The organism is Paenibacillus sophorae, from assembly GCF_018966525.1.
In the GTDB taxonomy this organism is placed as follows: domain Bacteria; phylum Bacillota; class Bacilli; order Paenibacillales; family Paenibacillaceae; genus Paenibacillus_AQ; species Paenibacillus_AQ sophorae.
On record NZ_CP076607.1, the window covers coordinates 619,048 to 636,335 of the forward strand.

The following is a 17,288-nucleotide window of genomic DNA, read 5'->3' on the forward strand; positions in this document are numbered from 1 at the left end:
AACCATGAAGAATTCTTATGAGGAGGGTTATTCGAATGTCGACTCCAGCGGCCCGGGCGGCCGGGATTTCACTCATTTTAATGGCGGCTGCCGCCGCATTCTCGTACGGATATGTACATGGAGGTCTGGTCACGGAGGGAGACCCGGCCGCTACATTTGGCAGCTTGAGCGCCGCTCCCCTGCTGTTCAGGGCTGAGATCCTGGGTTGGACCCTGATTATGGTCTGTGACATCGTGGCTGCATGGGGATTATATAAGGTGCTGAAGCCGGTGCAACCGGGCCTGTCCCTACTGGGCGCATGGCTGCGCCTCTCATATACGGCGGTCTTGGCTGTGGCCGTCTCGAGCCTTGTTGTGGTTTCCCTGATTACAGGCAGCGGAAACGGGGCATTTCCGGGCTTCACGGCCGGTCAGCTGGAGACGGAGACGATGCTGTTTCTGGGAGCTTTTAAAGCGGTATGGTCGGTTGGTTTGATAATTTTTGGCGGGCATCTTCTGATTGTGGGGGTTCTGGCTCTCCGAGCAGGGAATATACCGAAGATCATCAGCGTACTGCTGCTGTTGGCCGGGGCGGGTTATATCGTCATCCATGTGTGCCGCACGCTTTGGCCTGAAGCCGAGGGTCTTGTAAAGGGGCTGGAATGGGTGTTTATGCTGCCGATGACCGCCGGGGAACTGGGCTTCGGGATCTGGCTGCTGTTCAGAGCTCCGTCTCCGAGCGTTCGCGGTGGAGCCGCTTCTTGATCCGGCTCAGCGACTCCGGCGTCATGCCGAGATAGCTTGCCAGCTGATGCTGGGGAACTCGGTCGATGAGTCCGGGTCTTCGAAGAAGCAGGGTCTTGTAACACTCCTCGGGAGAAGAGGCGATAAAGGCGGCGAACTCCTCCTGAACCTGACCGAAGCTCTCCTCAATCATCCGGCGCATCATGGACTCCAACTGCGTGTATTTGGCGTACATCTCCCTCTCGGTGTCCAGCCGGGCGACGACCAATACAGAGTCCTCCAGACAGGTCAGGGCGTAATCCGACGATTTATCTGGCTTATGTACGTTGAAGATGGCGATCGCCTGCTCCTCCGTGTAGAAGTTCGAGGTTATGTCCCGCCCCATCACATCAACCGCATGCTGCCGGACGCATCCCTTCAGGACGAAATAGCATTTGTCGGGAACTTCCCCCTGCCTGAGCAGAACGGTTCCCTTCTTGTATTCTTCGATAAGAATTTCATCCAGTATGGCGCGCTGCTCTTCTTCGCTCAAGGAGGTCAGCCGGGCCATATATTTCAGTAAAAGATGCTTCATCCTCTAGCGTTCCTCCTTCTGTTCAGGGTTACCGCATCATGGGCACTTCAAAATTGTCCGAATGAAAATGGCTGTAGTACCGCCCATTCTCCGCCGTAAATTTCAGCACGCAGTAGTCCGGGTCGGTCACGCCGAGCGGATAATAGTCCGTATCGCCCTCACGCCAAATCAGGTCCTTGGAGTCCTGATCCTCCAGCACCTCCATCGTCCCTCTCAGCATAACGCCCTTAAACGTACGCGGATTGCAGAAGTACACACAGGCCTGCGGATAGTTCCGATACTGCCGGACCCGCATGGAGGAGGTATTGGTCGTGAAATAAAAGACTCCCTGTCCTTCCCTGCGGCGCGGCGGCAGCATTGCTTTCATGTTCGGAAACCCCTCGTCATCCACGGAACCGATAAAAGAAACCTCGGCCTGGTCGATTAAAGCCTCGATCGTCTGGTCCATTTCCATTGCATTTTTCCTCCCGGCGGATAAGAATGACTTGCTCCGTCTTCCATTTTAAGGGAATCGGGCTTAGTTGTACATTACTCACCTTTACGTAGGCGGGAGAATACCATTCCTTTGATAATATCGTATGTCCTCATATAAAAGTGGTGGTCTTGAGACTAGCTATGCTCCGCTAGCTGCACTTCAAAGCCGTCCGGGTCCAGGATATAAAAGAACCGCAGGGGGGGATTGGGTGCGACCGGCCCGCGGACAGTCGGGATGCCCTCGCTCTTTAGGTATTCCATTGCCTCATCCAGGGACTCCACCTCAAAACCAATAGACACGCCGGATTCCGGCTTCAGTACCGATTCGCTCCCCTGAATTAGCTCAATTTTCGGCTGCCCATCCGTCCCCAGCATGGCGATCTGCCTGCCTCTGCTCTCGAATCTGCGCTGAATCGGGAGTTTGAGAATCCCGTGATAGAAGTTCAGGGACGCCTCCAAATCGCGCACCCGGAGTGTAATCCAATTCATGCTCAAATTCATGCGTGTATCCCCCTCTGTTGATTGTCCCATCCGCTAATGTGCTATCAACGGAAAAAGACGGCGGGAAGCCGTCTTTTTCTCTCCCATTTCTATTTACACCACCAGAAACTCCGCGTTCTTCTCGCATTCCGCGCACTTCGCCGGCGGGTCCCAGTCCGAGAATTCCGTATCTTTCAGATCCACGATGTCGGGCGCATCCTCATATTCGTCAACGAACATGTCGATGGCCAGCTCCAGATGTTCTTTGCATACTACATACATTTCCTGCAAGCATTCCTTTCCCTTTGCCTCTTAAGGCGTAATACTCCTCTTACTGTTCTACCACAATTCCGGCGAAAAAGGAACCAATAAACCCGCAAAAACGGCCGCCTGACGCAGCTTGCCTTTACGGGTCTATGAATGGCCTTGCTGTGCCAAAATGCTGCGTTTGGCTTAATTGGCCGAAGAGGCGCGCTGCGCCGTATACCCCGGCCGATCGAGCTCATACAATCTGCGGTACCGAGGCTCGGAAGCCATCAGCTCGGCGTGGGTGCCGCGCATTTCGACTCTGCCGTTCTCCATAAAAATCACTTCGTCCATCCGCTCCGCGCCGACCAGGTGATGCGTGACCCAGATCAGCGTCTTGCCCTCCATTGCGGCAAAAATCGTCGACAGCAGCTCCCGCTCAGTACGCGGATCGAGGCCGACGGTAGGCTCGTCGAGCAGAACGACAGGCGTATTTTGCAGCAGAATGCGCGCCAGGGCGATCCGCTGACGTTCCCCGCCGGAGAAGCGCTGACCTGCTTCGCGTACCCGCGTGTCGTAACCTGCGGGCAGCGAGGCGATCAGGTCGCCAAGCTTCGCCAAAGCGCCCGCCTGCGCGACTTGCTCCTCGGAAGCCTCCGGGGCGCCGAGACGGATGTTATTGGCAACGGTCGTGTCGAACAGATGCGGACGCTGGTTCAGCACAGAGATAATGGATGGAATCCGGTCTCCGTAAGAAGCGGCGGCACGTCCATTAATCGTGACTGACCCTGCGGTTGGAGTAAGCGCTCCCTGAATCATCTTCAGCAGCGTCGATTTGCCTGCACCACTGCGGCCGATGATGGCGATTTTCTTGCCTTGGGGAATGTCCAGCGTCAAATCGCGAACCGACCATTCTCCGGCTTCGCCGTAGCTATAACCTGCATTGCGCAGCGAAATATGCGCCGAATGACCTTCTTTGCCACCGGCTGCAGACAGGTCTGAACCAGCGCGGCCGGAGTCGCTCCCAGCTGCACGGTCAGCACCTGACTGCTCCAAATTAGCACTGCCCGGTTGGCCGCCGTCTGCGCCACCAGCCTTAGACAGCTCTGAGTCTCCCTCATATGACGTGTTACCCGCCTTTTCGCCGCCCTCCGCTAACTCCGACTGCCTTTCCTCCACACCCGCAAGCCGCTCCAGCGAATTGCGGTACTGCGGGATTTTCTCAATGGCCTCGGATACCGGCAGGAAAGCGTCGGCAACCGGGAAGACCACAAGGGCAAAGGCGGCGATCAGCGTGCCGGGAATAGCGCCCTGCGCGAATTGGCCCCCGGCCCACCAGATCATGGACAAGACGCCAAGGCCAACTACCGACTGGCCCAGGAACATGCGCAGCCTCGCCCACCGCCGCAGCGCGGCATCCGTACGGGCGACCGCCCGCTCATCCGCCTCATACGTTTCGACGAACTGGCCCTGCCGCCCGCTGATCATCCAGTCGCTCATGCCGAGCACGGCATCGGTCAGCTTCTGGTACAGCCGGTTGCGCTCTTGCTTGATCTCGCGCTGACGTTTTTGCGTCAGCAGCAGCGAAATAAGCGGCAGCACGGCGACCAGCACCAGGATGTACAGGCCGATCAGCAGCGCGAACCGCACATCGAAGGTGCCGATGGCGATAACCGCCGCCGCGTAGATGATCAGGGAAATGACGGCGGGGAATACGGTACGCAGGTATACATTTTGCAAATACTCAATGTCGTCAGCCAGCATCCCGAGGATATCGCCCGTGCGGAAGCGCGAGGACAGGAATAATGCCTGCGGTTCCAGGATGGAGTACAGCCGCTGACGCATCTGGGACAAAATCCGCAGAATCGTATCATGCCCGACCAGCCGCTCCACATAGTGGATGACCGCCCGGCTTGTGCCGAACGCGCGGACGCCGACAATCGGGACATAGATCATGAGGATGTTCTCCGGCGGGATGGATGCCTTGGAAATCAGGAAGCCGGACGTATACATCAGGGATGAAGCCGAGAATACGGTCAGCGCGCCCAGCATGACAATCAGCAGGAAACGCCAGAAATAGGACGACACATATGGAGCAAACCAGCCTTCCCGTTTCAATGAATCCCCTCCAGTTGCGCTTCTACAAGCTCGTAATAGGTTCCTTTGCGTTCAAGAAGCTCCTGATGGGTGCCCACTTCGGCAACCCTGCCCTGCTTCATAACAATAATGCGGTCCATGTCCGCCATCCAGTGCAGACGATGCGTAGCCAGAAAGACAAGCTTGTCCTCAAACAGCGGCAGCATCGTTTCCTTCAGCTCATATTCCGTCTCGATATCCAGATGCGCCGTCGGTTCGTCCAGCAGCATGATCGGACGGCTGCTCAGCAGCGCCCGCGCCAGCGCGACCCGCTGCTCTTGTCCGCCGCTTAAGGAACGTCCTCCGCCGCCAATCCTTTCATCCAGTCCATCAGGCAGCGAGGCGGCAAGCGGCGACAGTCCGGCAGCGGCGACAGCTCTGGAAATAGCAGCAAGCGGAGCCTCCGGGTAGTAGAACCGGACATTATCCGCCAGCGTTCCGCTGAAAATGTACGGCCGCTGCGGAATATATGACGTCTGGCGCCGCCAGGCGTCGTCGGTCAGCGCGCTCACCTCGCAGCCGTTAATCGTTATGCTCCCCACGCCCGGGTGCAAAAACCCGGCCAGCACATCAATCAGCGTCGATTTTCCGGCGCCGCTTTCGCCGATGATGCCGATTTTGCCGGTGCCGGTGAACTGCAAACTAATCTCCTCCAGCGAGGAAGGGCCGCCTTCTTCATGCCGTACCCCGATCCCCTGGAGAGACAGCATACTGCTGCCATTCCAGGCAAATGCCGACTCCAGCAAGACAGAAGCGCTTTGACCGGAGACTGCCGCAGACCTCCCGCCGACGGAGGGATTCCCACCCGGTCTGCCCGCCGAAGCATACTCCGTGTCCTCTGCCCCGGAGCGATCTTCCGGCAGCCCCTCATCTCCTGCCGGAGCATCCGTCAAAGCTGATGCCCCACGCTCTAGCGCTACCGCCTTTACAGGTTCACGGTCAATAATGCCCTTCATCGCTTCACCCGCTTCCTTGCCGTCAAGCGTGGCGTGAAAGTCGGCGCCGACCAGCCGCACCGGCAGGAAATATTCCGGCGCCAGGATTAGAATCGTCAGTCCCGTAACCAGCGTCATATCGCCGTTCACCAGCCGCACGCCGAGACTGACGGCCACGGAAGCAACGGACAGCATGGTGAAGAAATCAAGCGCGAACGATGACAGGAACGCCACACGCAGCGTGCGCATCGTTGCCGACCGGTAGCGGTCGCTGACCTCCGCGATGGCCTGGCTGTGGTCCTTGCTTCGCCCGAGAAATTTCAGCGTCTCAAGCCCCCGCAGCGAGTCCACAAAGTGATTGGACAGCGTCCGGTACGATTCCAGCTGCCGGTCCATCTGCTTACGGGCTGTCATGCCGATCAGAATCATGAATACGATAATAATCGGCATCGTCACGGTTAGAATAATCCCGCTCATACTGTCCTGTGTGTACACATAAACGAGCAGCAGCACTGGCGTTACCGCCATGCCGACCATGCGCGGAATAATCAGCTCCAAGTAGGTGCGGAACTTCGTCACTCCCTCCAGTACGAGCGTCACCAAGGTTCCCGTTCCTTGATCCCCGGCCATTCTCGGCCCCAGCCGGAACAGCCTGTCCATCATCTCACGCCGCATGGCGCTGCCCGTCTTCTCGGCGAACCGGTACGAGATACTGCTCATCAGCAGTCCGCAGGCATGCCGCGCCAGAAACGCAAGAAGGAACAACAGCGCAGTGCCCCATTGTTCCTTCAGCGGCTTCCCCGCGAACAGCGCGGAGATAACTTCTGCCAGCGATGCGGCTAGCAGCAGGATGGACAAGCTTTGCACCAGGGTAAGGAAGCCTACCGCCAGAAAGGCCGGCCTCACTCCTTTATACCCAAGCAAATTTCTATCCATTAATATTCGAGAGTCTCCTTATCGCTAAGCCGTTTGTGGAAGATAAAATAGCTCCAGATCTGATAGCCCAGCACGAACGGCAGCATGGTCAGCGCCACGATCGTCATCACTTTAAGCGAATAATGACCGGATGCGGCGTTCGTAATAGTTAAGTTGTAAGCTTCCCCAAGCGAGCTGACCATAACCCGGGGGAACAGGCCGACGAATACGGAGATTACCGAGAGGCCCAGCACCGCGCCGGTCATGCCGAATGCCCAGCCGTCACGCTTCTTCTTACTGAAATAACCCGCCAGCAAGAAAGCGACCAGACCCAGCACCACAATAGCCCACAGCAGCGCACCGCGCACGTCGAAGATATCCGTCTGGAAGTAAGTCATAATGACAAAAGCCAGCAGCAGCACGCCTGTTGGCAGCAGCAGAGTCCGTGCCCGTTTGCGAGCCCGTTCCTGCAGCTCGCCGAAGGTGCGCAGCGCCGTGAACAGCAGGCCGTGAATATTGCACATCAGGACAACCGCAAGGCCGGCCAGCACCGTATAGACATTGACAATGTCGCCGAAAAAGGCTGCGTGCATCTGCATGTCGCCGTCAATCGGCAGACCTTTGATAAAGCTCGCAAAGACTATGGCAAGCAGGAAAGGCGGAAGGAAGCTGCCGATCAGAATGGACAGATCCCAGGTCTTTCTCCAGCCGCCGGATTGTGCTTTGCCTCTGTATTCAAAGGCCACACCCCGGAGAATCAGACCGAACAGAGCGAAGACAAACGGCACATAAAATCCGCTGAACAGCGTCGCGTACCATTCGGGGAACGCGGCGAACATCGCCCCTGCCCCGGTAATGAGCCATACCTCGTTCGCATCCCAGAAAGGACCGATGGAGTTAATCATTACCCGGCGCTGACGTTCGTCCTTCGGGAGCAGTTGAGACTGCATCCCCACACCGAAGTCGAAGCCTTCCAGGAAGAAGAATCCGACGAAGAGAACCGCAATCAGCACAAACCAAAGTTCATTAAGTGAGAGCATGGTGTCCCTCCTTCTTGTTATAAGGGTCCGTCGAATGCGAGTCTTCTTCGATAGTGTACGGTCCTTTTTTAATAACCTTGACGAACAGATAGATCAGCACGATAAAGAGAGCCGCATATATACCGTTGAACGTGATTAGCGAGAACAATACCTGGCCCGCCGTAATGTTGGGCGAAATACTTCTTTCCGTTGTCATCAGACCGAATACCGTCCACGGCTGGCGCCCGAATTCCGTCATGAGCCAACCGGCCGTATTGGCAATCGGCGGCAGCAGAAGTCCCGACAAGCAGATGCGCATAAACCCGGTGTTCGGCTGATCGAACTTCTTGCGCCACATCAGATACACAGCCCATAGGGTAATGAAAATCATGGCCATGCCTGCCACGATCATAATCCGGAAGCTCCAGAAGGTCGTGCGTACAGGCGGTATGTAATTTCCCGGACCGTACTTTTGTTCATACTCGGCCTGCAGCTCGTTCATCCCTTTGACCTCACCGGAGAACTTGCTGTAGGAGAGGAAGCTGAGCGCATACGGAATCTTCAGTTCATGAGTGCTTGTCTTGTTCACAGGATCAATATTGGCAACCACCGTCCAAGGCGCCGGATCGCCGCTCTTGCCCCATAGGCCCTCAGAGGCGGCCATCTTCATCGGCTGGGTCTTAACCAAATACTGCGCCTGCCAGTGACCCGCAAAGGCAACCCCAATCGAACTGATAATGCCGACGATTGCCGCGATTTTGAAAGACTTTTGAAAGAACGAAACATCTTGCTTTCTCAGCAGCTTGATTGCGCTGATGCCGATAATCAGAAAAGCTCCGGTTGCAAAAGCGCCCAATACGGTATGCGGAAACTCAACCAGAACCTGACCGTTAGTGATCAGCGCAAAGAAATCATTCATCTCAGCACGGCCGTTGTTGATGGTATATCCGACCGGGTGCTGCATAAATGAGTTCGCCGCCAGGATCCAGAAAGCGGACAGCGTGGTCCCAATCGCCACAAACCAGATGGACAGCAGATGGACCTTCTTGGAAACCTTCTCCCAGCCAAAAATCCAGATTCCGATAAACGTTGATTCCAGGAAAAATGCGAGCAGCGCTTCAACCGCAAGCGGCGCCCCGAATACGTCTCCGACAAAGCGCGAGTAATCCGACCAGTTCATTCCGAACTGGAATTCCTGCAAAATCCCGGTAACCACCCCGATCGCAAAGTTCACGAGAAAGAGCTTGCCCCAGAATTTTGCCATTCGCTTGTATTCTTCGTTGCCGCTGCGGACGTACATGGTCTCCATAATCGCGATGATGAATGATAATCCAATCGTTACCGGCACAAAGAAAAAGTGAAAAATCGTTGTCGACGCAAACTGCATGCGCGACAGCATAATTGTGTCCATGTTCTCCCTTCCTTCTCCCGTTTAGTTGCTTTCTATTTTGTCAAAATTTTAAGAGGTGAATTGTGACGTTAATCACATCTATAATCATTTTTATCGGTAAAAATCAATAAATTTGTGACATTAATCACAAAATTTTTGACAAAAGCAAAAAAAATAAGACGGTTTCCCGCCTTAACTGCTTCTCTATTGTCTATATTGAGGCTGCCGCCATTTAAGAAATGGAAATCCCCTTCTTCAACGCTTTAGGGTTGCTGTTTGAGTTAAGCAGTTGGGGAAGCATCCTCATACTCTGCTCCATCGGTGCGCTGCACAAAGGGCAGGTCGGCGCAACATCAAACGTAAAATTATCTCTCATCCATCCGTTGCAATCATCGTTCGTGCAGGACCATACGGCGGTATTCTCTTCCGGTATTTCCTCCAGTGGTTTCTTCCGGTAGTTCATTGCCGTTCCCCTCCATTTCTCTATATGCAAAGTATGGTAAAAGGTGATCAGCCTGATTATAAGCTCACAGCTTACAATATCTTATAGTTGAGCATTGGCAAATGCTCATCATTTTTAAAAAAAGACCGTCCCGATTCTTAGGCGGGACGGTTTGTTGGTTCTACAGTTTTACAACGTTTTCGGCTTGTGGTCCACGGTTGCCTTGAACAACGTTGAATTCAACGCGTTGGCCTTCGTCCAACGTTTTGAAGCCGTCGCCGACGATTGCGCTGAAATGTACGAATACGTCGCTTCCGCCTTCAACTTCGATGAAGCCAAAGCCTTTTTCTGCGTTAAACCATTTAACTGTACCTGTTTGCATTGGTGTATGCCTCCAAAAAATAAAATTAACATGTTATTTTTATCTTTGAACAAAGAAAAAATTCACACATTGAAAAAGGCTGTATTCCAACTTGACAACCCTTTTCAATGTGAAAATTCAGGCCTCAAATTAAAATATGATTAATATCATAATAACACATCGCGGCAGCAAAGGCAAGTTATGCACCCGGAAATGCTCCAGTTTTTACCGTAAAAGGCTGACTCTTCAAATCCAAGCTCAGCCAGCCTTTCCTCAGTAAAGTTTTACTAGTATATACTGCTTCCGCCGGAATTATTCCCCCGGTTTCTCTTTGAGTGTAACGGTAACTTCCTGCTCTACGCCATGACGGTAAAAAGTGATGACGAGCGGATCGCCGATCTTAGTCTCGTTGTACAAATATTTGCGCAAGCTCAGCGTGGAGTCGATAGTCTGGCCGTTAAATTTCGTTATGACATCGTTCAGCTTGAGTCCGGCTTCCTTGGCCGGACCGACGGCATCAAGAACCACAACGCCTTCTTTGACGCTGCTCGGGAGATTGAGCGCCTTGCGTTGGTCTTCGGCAAGCGGAACATACGGATTATTCAAATCGATGGAGTATACGCCAAGATACGAGCGCGCGATCTTCCCTTTTTGAGACAATTCCTCCGCGATCTTGATGACATGATTAGCCGGAATGGCAAACCCCAGGCCTTCCACGCCGGTGTCGGATATTTTCATCGTGTTGATGCCAATCACGCGGCCGTTCAGGTCCACGAGCGCCCCGCCGCTGTTGCCCTCGTTAATGGCGGCATCGGTCTGGATAACCTCCTGCTCCCAATCATAGACGCCGTCCTGGTTAAGAGATACCGGGATGCTGCGGTTCGTATAACTGACAATTCCCGAGGTGAGCGTGTCGCCAAGGCCGAGCGGGTTGCCGATCGCAATCACCGTTTCCCCCAGCTGAAGCTTTGAAGAATCGCCCATCTGCGCGATGGTGTTAATCCCCCCGGCATCAATGGAGAGGACGGCAATATCGCTGACTTTATCCGCGCCGACAAGCTCCGCTTTGCGGGTCTCGCCGTCCACCGTAACAACCTCAAGCTTGCCTGCTCCGGAGATGACATGGTTATTGGTTATAATAAATGCCTTATCGCCGGTCTTCCTATAAATCACACCCGATCCGAGCGCCGACTCATCCGGGGTATCTTTGGTTTCCTCTTCTTTATGATTGATTATGCTGACAACCGCTGGACGAACGGTAGCCGCTGCCTTGATAATCCGTTCATAAGGATCGCCACTGCTTGGCGTGACATTCTGAATGAAGGCAGGCGCCGCCCCCTTTGGATGGGAAAGCTGGCCTGTAACGAGACTGAACAGCAGAACTGCGACCACTGCGCTGATCAGGGAGCAAATCGCGGACACTTGCATCGTTGACAAGCTTCGTCCTCTGAAGGGTTTCGACCAGCGGCGGGGCATTGGGCGCTTCGAGACTTTTCGTTCTCTCCGTCTGGATACTTTGGTTGAATAGAAATCATCGTCAAACAGTCCCAATCTGTCATCCTCTCCCCTCTTTAACTCACGCCTAACCGTATGAGCAGCCTTCCTGCAGTCGCCCTCGTTCACATTATAGACTGCATTCTGCGGCAAAATGTTTCATCTGCTATTGACCCTGAAGCGCTCAATCTCGTAATAGCGGAATACTTTGCCGCCTATCAGACTATAATTCTAGAAAAGCTGACTGACAAGCAGTGTGCAAGCCGGCCCCTTTATCTTTCTATTGTACCATAGCGCCGATAGCGGCGCCGTCTTCATGAAAATAAAAAAAACGACAAATAGTGGCAGGAGGAACGGCTATGGATTCTTTTACTTCAAGTATGGATTTGGCGCAGTTCATAGGCAAGCTAGGCGATCTGAAAGACGAACATTATCATATGACACTCGCTCTAACCGCAGCGGTCGAATTGCTGATTGACAAAGGACTAATTACACGCCAGGAGCTTGAGCGGAAAATGTCTGAGCTTGACCATCTTATGATTCGCTCACCGTATCCCATGGCGTAGGCCGGTCGTAGTAGGTGTCGCAGAGCCGGAACTCGCTGTCTCTATAGAAGCAGCCTCTGTCTTCCATCGCTCCGCGAACGGACATTCTCGCAAGCTCGATCATATTATGATCCCGGCTTAAATGAGCCAGATAGGTCCGCTTGGTGCGTCCCGTCAGAATCTCGCTGAGCGCCGCACCCGTCGCATCATTGGACAGATGGCCCATATCGCCGAGTATCCGCCGTTTCGTATTCCATGGATACCGCCCCATCCGCAGCATTTCGATATCATGGTTGGCCTCCAGCACCAATACGTCGGCATCCGAGATGGCTGCTCTCACCTTGTCGCTGACATAGCCGAGGTCGGTCGCCACGCTGAGCTTCTCCTTGCCTTCATAGAAGTTGTAGCCGACCGGCTCTGCGGCATCGTGGGAAATGGCGAATGATTCCACCCGCATATCTCCAAAATCTTTAGATTGTCCGGTCTCCAGAATGAGCCGGTTATGGTCCTTGATGTTCCCGATGCCCTTCTCGATTGCGCTCCATGTACTGCTGTTGGCGTAGATCGGCAGATTGAATTTACGGGCGACCGCGCCGAGACCCTTGATATGGTCGGAATGCTCATGCGTCACGAGTATCCCCTCAATCTCATCTCCCTTTAGCTCCCGCATCGCCAGCAGCTCCTCAATCCGCCGCGCGCTTAAACCCGCGTCGATCATCAGTGTCGTCCCGCCGCCCCGTACAATCGTGGCATTGCCGGTTGAACCGCTGGACAGCACCGTAAATGAAATCCCCATATCTCCTGCTCCTCTTTTCGTAATCCGTTACTTCACTAAGGTGTCTTGGGACTGATAATGTCGGCGCTGATGCCATTGACGTAATAAGACTTTCCGTCCTCCAGCACAAACCGCCACATCGGCGCCGCCACCTGGCTCTCGGAATTAAACAGTTCACCGTAATAGCCCAGTTCGATTTCCTTCACCGCCGCTCCCTGTGGGAAGAACTTCTCGATCAGACTGCCCAGCGCCTTCGATGCCGGCAGCACCTTCTGCGCGTCACCTTTTCCGCCTTCCCCGATATCAATCTGCGGCCGGCGGTAGGCGACGATTCTCTGATTGCTGTAGACCAGCTCCAGCCTTACGCTGAACAGAGGCCATTTCCCGTCGACCAAAGGATGCAGTACGAATTTGCCGACCTCGCTTTCCAAAGGATCGAACCGGTAACTTCCGATATCGGGGATCTGGCTCTCCAACTCCCTGCTCAGCTCAATGAAGGAAAAAATCAGTTTGCTGTCAACCGGCCGGGTAAGCTGAACCGTTCCATCCCCCTCACCGGCCGAATAGCGGTACGTAATATCGGGAAGCTCTGGCGTTGCCGCCGGAATGGGGCACAGAATGCGGATATCCTTCTGCTCCATGATTTGCTGAGTTGAGCCGGAAAGCGAGGTGAAGTCAAGATTGGCGCTGACCTGCTCCCGCAGGTCCATCCACAGCTGGTAGCACAGCAGCAGATTCAGCAGCAGAAATGAATAGATCAGCACATTTTTTGCTCTACCCCAGTCCATGCCCTTCCTCCTTATAACCATGTAGTATTACTTCAGCGTAAGCGAGCTTCCGTCACTAAAGTCGACCCTCCAGACGGGGGTCAGCTCGAGTTTGTCTCCTTTGACCACCGGCAAATAGACCGGGTACAGGTCGCGAATCGCCACAGATTGGCTGATCCCCGCGAGCTGCCGCCGCAGAGTATCCCCTCCGGGAAGCTCCACGATCTTTTTCGAACCTTTATCATCCTCGCTGTACATCAATGACCGTTCGTAGGCCGTGACCGTTCCCTGCTGCAGCCGCAAACCGATAAGCCCGTAATGCAGCTTCGGCTGATCCAGAACCGGGTACGCCCCGTATGGATAGGAGCCATAGTACTGCTGGAAGGAAACAAGCCGGTCCTGATCGCTCTCCTCCGCCGCTTCCAGCTTGTACGTCCCGTTCCATCCTCCATGTTGATTGACAAAATCAACCGCCTCCAGCACATCCTTGGCATTGGTGCTCTCGCCCGCCGGCAGCGCCGTAGGATCGCTGTAGCTCATCCAGTTATGTTCCTGATCCACTTGGAGGCTGCGCTTGCTGTCGGTATAGATTTCAGAACCGTCCTTTTCCCGAATATACCGGGTGCTCCCGCTATCGAAGAACAGGCTGCTCTGCATTTGCTCAACCGTATACAGCTTGGAGGGCAGCTCTGCCGCCATGAGCGACAGATTGCTCTCCGGAACATAGTAACTGCCGTTTGACGTTGTGTAAGGCGTCCAGGATTTACCGAAATCAACATGCTGCTGTACATCCTGCACGGTAAGATCTGCTTTGGCCGCTTCATACACGATGTCTCCCCTTGTACTGAAGAAAACGGCATGCGCCTTCGAATCGTTCTTCCCGCTGTATATCCAGATCCGGTCGACGCTCTCTCCGGCGAACAGAGAATCGGGGGATAGCTGCATCACCCGCTGCAGCAGCGCTACGGGAATGCCCGAACGAAACGACAGCTCAATTCCGGGATTCTCGCTGCGGATCTTGTCCCAGTTGAAACTCTGGACGGAGCGGCGCTGGAAGCTCTCGAAGCTTCGTCCCTTTAACCGGGTGAGAATCAGATTGTAGAAGGTCGAACTTGGGTAAAACAGCGTGTGTTTGTTGTTTCCCAGATGAATGATCATTTTATCAGGAAATAGCAAATTCTCAACTTTTCCCTCAGGGCCCATATTGTCTGTCTTCACATATAAATTCTCCGAGAAAACCGCTGAATCGCTGCCCGGCAGACGATAGATCAAATAATAACTCTCCACCAGGCTGCCCAGGACGAGCAGCGCCAGAATCCAGGACTTGATCCGTTCCTTCACGCTCCATCCCTCCTTTGCTTCTCCAGAGGCAGCGTAAAGGTAACCTTAGAGCCTTTGTTCAGTTCAGATTGCAGCGATATAGCGCCACCATGCGCCTTTACAATTTCCCGGGCAATGGAAAGTCCGAGTCCGGTTCCGCCCATATTCCGCGAACGCGCCTTGTCCACCCGGTAAAAGCGCTCGAAAATGCGCTCAATATCCTTCTTCGGAATACCGATCCCGGAATCACGGACGGAAATCTCCAGCATTCCTTCGGAATTGCGTCCCGCCTCGATCTCGATGCTTCCACCCTCCGACGTATATTTCAGGGCATTGGACACCAGATTGCCGAGCACCTGGTCGATCTGATCCCTGTCGAGCCAAGCCGTCGAGATGTCCCGGCGGACGATGGTGCGGATAGAAATCCGCTTCTGCCGGATTTGGAAGGAGAAGCGGTCGGCTACATCCTCCAGCATCTCGGCAATGTCGGTCTCCTGATACCGCAGCTGCGCTTCTCTGGAGTCCAGCCGCGACAGATGCAGCAGATCGGTAACGAGCCGGATCATCCGCTCCGTCTCGCTGCGGATTACGCCGACAAAACGGCCGGCCAGCTGCGGATCTTCCATCGCGCCGTCATCCAGCGCTTCCGCATAGCTCTTGATGGTCGTCAGCGGCGTGCGCAGCTCATGCGATACATTTGCCACGAATTCGCGGCGTGACGCTTCCAGGTTCTCCTGCTCGGTGACGTCCTGCAGCACCGCGATCGTTCCGGCGATTCCGCCCTCGCGGCGGTGAATCGGCGTGAACGTTACCCGCACGATGTTCGGATCCTCCTCTTCGGAAGATTTAAGCCTCAGCATCGTGGACTGTGCTGTACCGCCGGACAACGCAAGAATCTGGTCGCCCTCCAGGCCGAGCAGCCCGTCCAGCGCAAGCCCCCTGGGCAGCGGTTCCTCCGCCCCAAGCATCAGCGATGCCCTGCGGTTCATCAGAATGACGCGGCCGGCTTCATCCGTCGCCACTACGCCGTCGCTCATATTCGTCAGAATGGAGGCGAGCTTCTCCTTCTCTTCCTCGTTCTGGGACAGCGCGTCCCGCAGCCTTCCGGTCATATAATTAAAAGCTTTGCTCAGCTGCCCGATTTCATCATTGCCGAAGATCGGCATTTTCCGGTCGAAGCTTCCTTCGGCCACCGCCGTGGCGTGCCGCGTCATCTCCTTGATCGGCTGCGTAATCGTATGGGCAAGGATGACGCCGAGCACCGCAGTCAGGGCCAGCGCGATGAGAAGTCCGGAGATGAATACGCTGTTGATCCGGCCCATGGTCGCATACAGATCCTTCATATCGGCCGCGATGTAGATGGCGCCAACAACCTTCCCGCCCGACCATACCGGCTTGGCCACGACCTTCTTCCGCACATTATCGTCACCGATAATATACTCTTCGTTGTCGCTGATGCCCTGCAGCGCGCGGCTGACCACTGTCTGTGTATTGCGCCGCCCGACATAGTCGCTCTGCGACGGCACCGAGGTGGTGATGATTTTGCCGCTCGCATCAAGCACCTGAATTTCCGCGCCGCTGATGTACAGATTGTTGACCATGCCGCGCAGGCTGTCCACCGATGAGTCTTCGCTCGTTCCGCCAGCTTCGCTGCTGAATTTATCGGCCGTCAGAATAGACAGCATTTCCGCCCGTGCCTTCAAATCCTTCGTGAAGTTATCGGTCAGCGAAGTCTTCATCGAACTCACAAAATATACGCCGATCAGCTGCATCGCGATCAGAATCAGCAGCACGTAAATAATAATCAGCTTCGCCTGAATTGTCCGGAAAAAGGACATGGCCTTCATCACAATCCTCCGTTTTTGGGACTGTGCATCAAATATCCAAGACCGCGCCGGGTAAATATATACTCCGGCTTGCTCGGATTCTCTTCGATTTTCTCTCTTAGCCGCCGGATCGTCACATCGACCGTCCGCACGTCTCCGAAATATTCAAATCCCCATACCGCCTGGAGCAAATGCTCCCTTGTCATGACCTTCCCGGCATTGCGGACCATATAATAGAGCAGTTCGTACTCGCGGTGCGTCAGATCGAGCGGTTCCCCGCCCTTGTAGACCGTATACATGTCGGTATCTATAAACAAATCGAAATGGTGAACGCCTTGCTTGCCTTCATCCGGGTCGCTCTGCGTCTCGGCTGGAGCCGGCTTGTGCTGGCGCCGCATCTGCGCTTTGACCCGGGCAAGCAGCTCGCGGGTGCTGAACGGCTTGGTTACATAATCGTCCGCCCCAAGCTCAAGGCCCAGCACCTTGTCGATTTCCCCATCTTTGGCGGTCAGCATGATGATTGGAATATCCAGATGGGCGGACCGCACCTCGCGGCATACATCCATACCGTCCTTGCCGGGCAGCATGAGATCAAGCAGCATGAGATCGGGCCGTTTGGACAAGGCCAGGTCCACGGCGCTTATACCGTCAAAAGCGCAAACGACCTCATACCCTTCTTTTTCCAAATTGAACTTTAAAATATCGGCAATAGGCTGTTCATCGTCCACTACCAAAATCGTTCCCATCCCCATAATCCACCGTTTCACCCTTCTATCTCACTTGTAAACTTCGTAATATTATTTTAGCATACCTGTCCGCGCGCCACATCCTACGAAGTACGCAGGCAGGCCCTCAAGCGGCAAAAAT

Annotated in this window: 18 protein-coding genes; 2 read left to right on the forward strand and 16 right to left on the reverse strand. The window is 54.5% G+C overall.

Features of this window, described 5'->3' with window-relative positions; all coding sequences use genetic code 11:
• Positions 1 to 35: 35 nt before the first annotated feature.
• Positions 36 to 743, forward strand: coding sequence for a DUF4386 domain-containing protein (locus KP014_RS02970; protein WP_036601419.1), 708 nt, complete (start codon positions 36 to 38; stop codon positions 741 to 743).
• Here KP014_RS02970 and KP014_RS02975 read toward each other — a convergent pair.
• From KP014_RS02975 to KP014_RS03025, 11 genes are all read right to left on the reverse strand, one after another.
• Positions 700 to 1,296, reverse strand: a complete 597-nt coding sequence (locus tag KP014_RS02975; RefSeq protein ID WP_036601417.1) for a Crp/Fnr family transcriptional regulator — start codon at positions 1,294 to 1,296, stop codon at positions 700 to 702. The two genes, KP014_RS02970 and KP014_RS02975, sit on opposite strands and share 44 nt — an antisense overlap.
• 28 nt (positions 1,297 to 1,324) lie before the next feature.
• Positions 1,325 to 1,750 carry a pyridoxamine 5'-phosphate oxidase family protein gene (locus tag KP014_RS02980; protein WP_036601415.1) on the reverse strand — a complete coding sequence of 142 codons (426 nt, stop codon included), beginning with the start codon at positions 1,748 to 1,750 and terminating at the stop codon, positions 1,325 to 1,327.
• A 155-nt stretch (positions 1,751 to 1,905) separates the two neighbouring features.
• Complete coding sequence (locus KP014_RS02985; protein WP_036601413.1) at positions 1,906 to 2,271, reverse strand: VOC family protein; 366 nt, start codon at positions 2,269 to 2,271, stop codon at positions 1,906 to 1,908.
• A 93-nt stretch (positions 2,272 to 2,364) separates the two neighbouring features.
• The gene (locus KP014_RS02990; protein ID WP_063619538.1) at positions 2,365 to 2,532 is read right to left on the reverse strand and encodes a CxxH/CxxC protein; all 168 of its coding nucleotides are present in this window, start codon (positions 2,530 to 2,532) and stop codon (positions 2,365 to 2,367) included.
• Positions 2,533 to 2,703: 171 nt separating this feature from the next.
• A complete protein-coding gene (cydC, locus tag KP014_RS02995) occupies positions 2,704 to 4,614 on the reverse strand; it encodes a thiol reductant ABC exporter subunit CydC (RefSeq protein ID WP_036601411.1) in 1,911 nt (636 codons plus the stop codon).
• Positions 4,611 to 6,503, reverse strand: a complete 1,893-nt coding sequence (gene cydD, locus KP014_RS03000) for a thiol reductant ABC exporter subunit CydD (protein ID WP_090834533.1) — start codon at positions 6,501 to 6,503, stop codon at positions 4,611 to 4,613. Before cydD ends, cydC begins: the two co-directional genes overlap by 4 nt.
• A complete protein-coding gene (gene cydB, locus KP014_RS03005; RefSeq protein ID WP_036605288.1) occupies positions 6,503 to 7,522 on the reverse strand; it encodes a cytochrome d ubiquinol oxidase subunit II in 1,020 nt (339 codons plus the stop codon). The genes cydD and cydB overlap by 1 nt, the downstream gene beginning before the upstream one ends.
• A complete protein-coding gene (locus tag KP014_RS03010) occupies positions 7,509 to 8,912 on the reverse strand; it encodes a cytochrome ubiquinol oxidase subunit I (protein ID WP_090834534.1) in 1,404 nt (467 codons plus the stop codon). The genes cydB and KP014_RS03010 overlap by 14 nt, the downstream gene beginning before the upstream one ends.
• Before the next feature lie 211 nt (positions 8,913 to 9,123).
• Positions 9,124 to 9,354 (reverse strand): cold-shock protein, encoded by a 231-nt coding sequence (locus KP014_RS03015; protein ID WP_036592609.1) that lies wholly within the window; start codon positions 9,352 to 9,354, stop codon positions 9,124 to 9,126.
• 160 nt (positions 9,355 to 9,514) lie between these two features.
• Positions 9,515 to 9,715 carry a cold-shock protein gene (locus tag KP014_RS03020; protein ID WP_036592608.1) on the reverse strand — a complete coding sequence of 67 codons (201 nt, stop codon included), beginning with the start codon at positions 9,713 to 9,715 and terminating at the stop codon, positions 9,515 to 9,517.
• Between the two features lie 291 nt (positions 9,716 to 10,006).
• Positions 10,007 to 11,245, reverse strand: a complete 1,239-nt coding sequence (locus tag KP014_RS03025) for a S1C family serine protease (protein WP_036592607.1) — start codon at positions 11,243 to 11,245, stop codon at positions 10,007 to 10,009.
• A gap of 302 nt (positions 11,246 to 11,547) precedes the next feature.
• Here KP014_RS03025 and KP014_RS03030 point away from each other — a divergent pair, with 302 nt between their 5' ends.
• On the forward strand, positions 11,548 to 11,754 hold the full coding sequence (locus KP014_RS03030; protein WP_036592606.1) for a hypothetical protein: 207 nt from the start codon (positions 11,548 to 11,550) through the stop codon (positions 11,752 to 11,754).
• Here KP014_RS03030 and KP014_RS03035 read toward each other — a convergent pair.
• The 5 genes from KP014_RS03035 to yycF are packed head-to-tail and all read right to left on the reverse strand — an operon-like array spanning position 11,723 to position 17,173.
• The gene (locus KP014_RS03035) at positions 11,723 to 12,529 is read right to left on the reverse strand and encodes an MBL fold metallo-hydrolase (RefSeq protein ID WP_036592605.1); all 807 of its coding nucleotides are present in this window, start codon (positions 12,527 to 12,529) and stop codon (positions 11,723 to 11,725) included. The genes KP014_RS03030 and KP014_RS03035 overlap by 32 nt on opposite strands.
• Positions 12,530 to 12,564: 35 nt before the next feature.
• Positions 12,565 to 13,296 carry a two-component system regulatory protein YycI gene (gene yycI, locus KP014_RS03040; protein ID WP_036592602.1) on the reverse strand — a complete coding sequence of 244 codons (732 nt, stop codon included), beginning with the start codon at positions 13,294 to 13,296 and terminating at the stop codon, positions 12,565 to 12,567.
• A 27-nt stretch (positions 13,297 to 13,323) separates the two neighbouring features.
• Positions 13,324 to 14,616 carry a YycH family regulatory protein gene (locus KP014_RS03045; RefSeq protein WP_090834535.1) on the reverse strand — a complete coding sequence of 431 codons (1,293 nt, stop codon included), beginning with the start codon at positions 14,614 to 14,616 and terminating at the stop codon, positions 13,324 to 13,326.
• Positions 14,613 to 16,442, reverse strand: coding sequence for a cell wall metabolism sensor histidine kinase WalK (gene walK, locus KP014_RS03050; protein WP_036592628.1), 1,830 nt, complete (start codon positions 16,440 to 16,442; stop codon positions 14,613 to 14,615). The genes KP014_RS03045 and walK overlap by 4 nt, the downstream gene beginning before the upstream one ends.
• A complete protein-coding gene (gene yycF, locus KP014_RS03055; RefSeq protein ID WP_036592627.1) occupies positions 16,442 to 17,173 on the reverse strand; it encodes a response regulator YycF in 732 nt (243 codons plus the stop codon). Before yycF ends, walK begins: the two co-directional genes overlap by 1 nt.
• Positions 17,174 to 17,288 lie beyond the last annotated feature (115 nt).